At 47.2% G+C, this 4,059-nt stretch carries 8 protein-coding genes and 1 pseudogene; 4 read left to right on the plus strand and 5 right to left on the minus strand.

Going from position 1 to position 4,059, the window contains the following annotated elements:
* On the plus strand, positions 1-1,095 hold a 1,095-nt coding region (locus H6S82_RS21705), incomplete at its 5' end, for an AAA family ATPase (RefSeq protein WP_191056688.1).
* A 144-nt stretch (positions 1,096-1,239) separates the two neighbouring features.
* Here the strand turns inward: H6S82_RS21705 and H6S82_RS33675 are convergent.
* Positions 1,240-1,449, minus strand: coding sequence for a DUF6464 family protein (locus tag H6S82_RS33675; protein ID WP_242057062.1), 210 nt, complete (start codon positions 1,447-1,449; stop codon positions 1,240-1,242).
* Positions 1,450-1,728: 279 nt separating this feature from the next.
* Between H6S82_RS33675 and H6S82_RS21715 the strand changes: the two genes are divergently transcribed.
* From H6S82_RS21715 to H6S82_RS34135, 3 genes are all read left to right on the plus strand, one after another.
* Positions 1,729-2,046, plus strand: coding sequence for an RNA-binding protein (locus H6S82_RS21715; RefSeq protein WP_190475721.1), 318 nt, complete (start codon positions 1,729-1,731; stop codon positions 2,044-2,046).
* A gap of 222 nt (positions 2,047-2,268) precedes the next feature.
* Positions 2,269-2,457, plus strand: a complete 189-nt coding sequence (rpsU, locus tag H6S82_RS21720) for a 30S ribosomal protein S21 (RefSeq protein WP_190475724.1) — start codon at positions 2,269-2,271, stop codon at positions 2,455-2,457.
* A 433-nt stretch (positions 2,458-2,890) separates the two neighbouring features.
* Positions 2,891-3,019: a hypothetical protein gene (locus tag H6S82_RS34135; protein WP_277926528.1), complete on the plus strand. Its 129-nt coding sequence runs from the start codon at positions 2,891-2,893 to the stop codon at positions 3,017-3,019.
* Here H6S82_RS34135 and H6S82_RS21725 read toward each other — a convergent pair.
* From H6S82_RS21725 to H6S82_RS33045, 4 genes and pseudogenes are all read right to left on the minus strand, one after another.
* On the minus strand, positions 3,016-3,273 hold the full coding sequence (locus H6S82_RS21725; RefSeq protein ID WP_190475726.1) for a type II toxin-antitoxin system HicA family toxin: 258 nt from the start codon (positions 3,271-3,273) through the stop codon (positions 3,016-3,018). The genes H6S82_RS34135 and H6S82_RS21725 overlap by 4 nt on opposite strands.
* Complete coding sequence (locus H6S82_RS21730; RefSeq protein ID WP_190475728.1) at positions 3,266-3,472, minus strand: type II toxin-antitoxin system HicB family antitoxin; 207 nt, start codon at positions 3,470-3,472, stop codon at positions 3,266-3,268. The genes H6S82_RS21725 and H6S82_RS21730 overlap by 8 nt, the downstream gene beginning before the upstream one ends.
* A gap of 151 nt (positions 3,473-3,623) precedes the next feature.
* Positions 3,624-3,836 (minus strand): annotated as a pseudogene (locus H6S82_RS21735) (hypothetical protein); the annotation flags it as partial.
* 19 nt (positions 3,837-3,855) lie between these two features.
* Positions 3,856-4,059 (minus strand): hypothetical protein (locus H6S82_RS33045; protein ID WP_206756885.1); only part of this gene is annotated, 204 nt, incomplete at its 5' end.

Raw genomic sequence — 4,059 nt, forward strand, 5'->3', positions numbered from 1 at the left:
GCCCCCTGTCTGATCTTCATCGATGAAATTGATGCGGTCGGACGGATGCGCGGTACTGGTATCGGCGGCGGTAACGACGAACGGGAACAAACTCTCAACCAGCTGCTGACGGAAATGGATGGTTTTGAAGGTAACAGCGGTATCATTATCATCGCGGCTACTAACCGTCCTGATGTTCTCGACGCGGCTTTGTTGCGTCCGGGACGCTTTGACAGGCAGGTGACAGTTGATACACCGGATATTAATGGCCGGTTGGAAATTCTCAAAGTCCACGCCCGTAATAAGAAATTAGCAGAAGAAATTTCTTTGGATGCGATCGCTCGTCGCACTCCCGGATTTAGCGGTGCGGATTTGGCGAATTTGCTCAACGAAGCGGCAATTCTGACTGCACGTCGCCGCAAAGAAGCAATTACTATGCTGGAAATCAACGATGCGGTTGACCGGGTTGTGGCCGGGATGGAAGGTACGCCTTTGGTGGATAGCAAGACGAAGCGTTTGATTGCTTATCACGAAATCGGTCACGCGATCGTCGGTACGCTGCTCAAAGACCACGACCCGGTACAAAAAGTTACCTTGATTCCTCGCGGTCAAGCTCGCGGTTTGACTTGGTTCGCTCCTAACGAAGAGCAAGGTTTGGTTTCCAGAGGCCAACTGAAAGCACGCATTACTGCTGCTTTGGGCGGTCGTGCGGCAGAAGACGTGATCTTCGGCGATGCTGAGGTGACTACTGGTGCTGGTGGCGACTTGCAACAAGTTGCGGGGATGGCGCGGCAAATGGTGACGCGCTTCGGGATGTCGGACTTAGGCCCGCTGTCGTTGGAAAGTCAAAGCAGCGAGGTGTTTCTGGGTCGGGACTTGATGACGCGATCGGAGTATTCTGAAGAAATTGCATCTCGTGTTGATACTCAGGTACGCAAGATTGTGGAGCATTGTTACGAGGATGCGAAGCGGATGATTCGCGAGAATCGGACTGCGATCGATCGAGTGGTGGATCTTTTGGTGGAAAAAGAAACGATCGAGGGTGAAGAGTTTCGGCAGATCGTTGCTGAGTACACTGTTCTACCGGAGAAGGAACAGTACGTAGCTCAATTTTAATCTCAACACTCTAGGTGAATGGTTTGAAGGGGATGGTGTAAATCATCCCCTTTTTTTGTGAATGCCCAAAAGTGATTTTGGGAAGCCTACACCGTAATCTTTGATTCGGTGTAGGAGGATGTCACTAGCAACGCACAGAAACCGCTATCGCGGTTGATAGTGGGGACAATCTTGACATGGCCCTAACGGATTGACTGTACAACGCAGGTAGGGCGAACGAGCATTAAATTTACAGCTGGTGTCACCAATGTATTCGAGTTCAGCAGGTGGCGGCGATATAACCAGGGGTGCAAGGGCAGCTCTATCCATCGCAATTCTCAGCCTTTCTCGCGCTCGCGCCTCTGCTTTACGCATCACCCATACAGAAATTAGCGGCGGTATTAAAGCAACCAAAAAAATTAACAATGTCTTCAGCACACTCGTCTGTACCTGTCTTCATTCAAATTTCCTGACTTTAGGATATTCGGTCAGAAACGATATTATCTGGATTAAGCAGCTTTTGGCTGGCTTGTTTCGATTTTGTGCTAACCTCTTTTTAGGGGAGTTAATTCGGTGGTAGAGTTTGTTGTTAGTACACTTACAAGCGCCTCTCCGGATCTAAATCTCTACTTCATCTGATTCTGGAGAGACTTTATGTCAATCTACGTTGGCAATTTATCCTACGAAGTTACACAAGAAGACATCAGCGAAGTTTTCGCTGAATATGGTACTGTGAAGCGCGTTCAGCTTCCTACTGACCGCGAAACGGGTCGCGTGCGCGGCTTTGCTTTTGTGGAAATGGAAGCAGAATCTCAAGAAGCTGCTGCCATCGATGCCCTTGACGGTGCTGAGTGGATGGGTCGCAACCTGAAGGTTAATAAGGCCAAACCCCGTGAGGATAGGGGCGGCGGTCGCGGTGGAGATCGCCGAGGCGGTAATGGTGGTGGGAAATTCTCTTCTCGCCGCTATTAAGCTTTGCAGCTAAGGGATTGCGTAGCAGTTAATTCGGTAAACTCCTGTTCGAGGGTATTCGGTACACTGAATTCCCTTTATTTATGGCTCTACCCGATGTAAGCTGTTTGATTCTCTTAGGCGATGGCTTGCAAGAGCGCACACTCAGCAAACGTTTGCTAAAGCGCTTAACCTAGCGATCGCAACAATCCAGCTACTAGCCCATGCTTAGGAGTAGACACGATGACCCAAGTGATTGTAGGGGAAAATGAAGGGCTTGAATCAGCTTTACGTCGATTTAAGCGTCAGGTCTCCAAAGCGGGGATTTTTTCAGATATAAAGCGTCTGCGCCACTTCGAGACACCTCCGGAAAAACGCAAGCGCAAAGCTATTGCAAGAAGGCGCAAGAGGAGATTTAACAAATCTCGGTAAATCTTTTCTTCAACTGCAACTTGTTTAATTAGTTTTGATTAACCCCAGAGGCGGCGCATTGTCATCAGGCAATGCGCTTGCTGCATTTTGAGGTAGGGGTTAGGGATTAGGGGTTAGGGGTTAGGGGTTAGGGGTTAGGGGTTAGGGGTTAGGGAAAGAAGAGGCTATAATAGACATCTCCCCCAAAAGAATCTCAAAGGGCAGGCAGGATGCCTACCCCACAAGAATTTTTGGAGATGTCTAGTGAAGGGTTTAGTTGAATTAAGAATCTCCTCACTAACTTCGATCGCTTGCTCGAAATTGAATTAAGTTTCTTTGCATTGCTTGCAGAGATGGAAAAAAGCGAAGACTTCGCCAAATTACATATTCAAAACGAGTGTTTCCCAACAAGGCGATAGCTCTCATTTTATCCGAACCTTAGTTTAGGTTGATTGTGTTTCACTTTGGAGAGCCGATCGCACTTTCACATCATACCCAAGAGCGATCGCGTTTTTTGTTGCTTGTCATAGGAGATAGCGAATGCCTACGGCAAGCTAAGCCAAAGCATTCGCTTATTCTTTAAAGATTCATCAAAAAATCCTCAACAGAAACACCAGCCTGCTCTAAAATACTTTTAAGAGTTCCCACTGCCAAAGTTTTCCGCTGTACTGGCACCACACAACCTACTTCTACTACCCCTTGAGGGTTTGCTTTGTCATCAACTGGCAATTGTTTCTTTAAAATGAGGTGACTTCCCCGCTGACGCACTTGCACAAAACCTAAGTTTTCTAAAGCACGTATAGCTTCTACACTGCTGACCCGTGGTAGTTTAGGCACTCAACACCTCGAATGTAGTTAACAGACGAGGAGAAGTTTTAGGCAAAGGGAATTCTTCTAAATAGAGTTCTGTTGCTTCTTTGAGATTGGCGATCGCTTCTTCAATCGTTTCTCCTTGGCTAGCAGTCCCTACTTCAGGACATTCTGCAACATATACATCTTCTTCCCAATAAACAATTGCGGTGAAAGTTCGAGACATTTTTTTGAGAATGTTGGTTATATTTTAACTTTTTTATTATAGGTTAACATATTACTGCCAAGCTGACTTAATACAATTTTGGGTAAGAGGCGATCGCTTTTGCATTTGAGGTTAAAGATCGATCGCCTGCCACTAAAAAATAACTTACGCTCTAAGCTTCAGGATCGATTCCCAAAGCACGTAACTGTGCGGCTAATCGATCGGCACGTTGCCTTTCTTGTTCAGCGCGTTGTCGTTCTTCTTCAGCGCGTTGTCGTTCTTCTTCAGCTTGTTGTTGTGCTAATTCTTTCTCCTGCCGTTCCAATTCGGCTCTTTCGCTACCAGCTAACAACAAATTACCATTAGCATCCCACCAACGCAGCCAGGCTGAAGCCACCCCAGCCCTAAAGGGACGGGGGTTCAAAATGCGATGAAACCTCCACTTGGCTCTCCCAAATTGGTACAACATCCAAGTTCTTAGTGTTAGCATTTTGAACTTTCGCTGCGACTCGCTCTGACTCTGGGAATTTCCCAAAGGAAGGAGGAACTTGTCCTCCTAATCGCAAGTTAATTTTCGTGGTCGCCTGTCTCCAAGCCGCATACAAGAG

Origin of the sequence: Planktothrix sp. FACHB-1355 (assembly GCF_014748295.1) — a bacterium.
Taxonomy (GTDB): Bacteria; Cyanobacteriota; Cyanobacteriia; order Cyanobacteriales; family Aerosakkonemataceae; genus Aerosakkonema; species Aerosakkonema funiforme_A.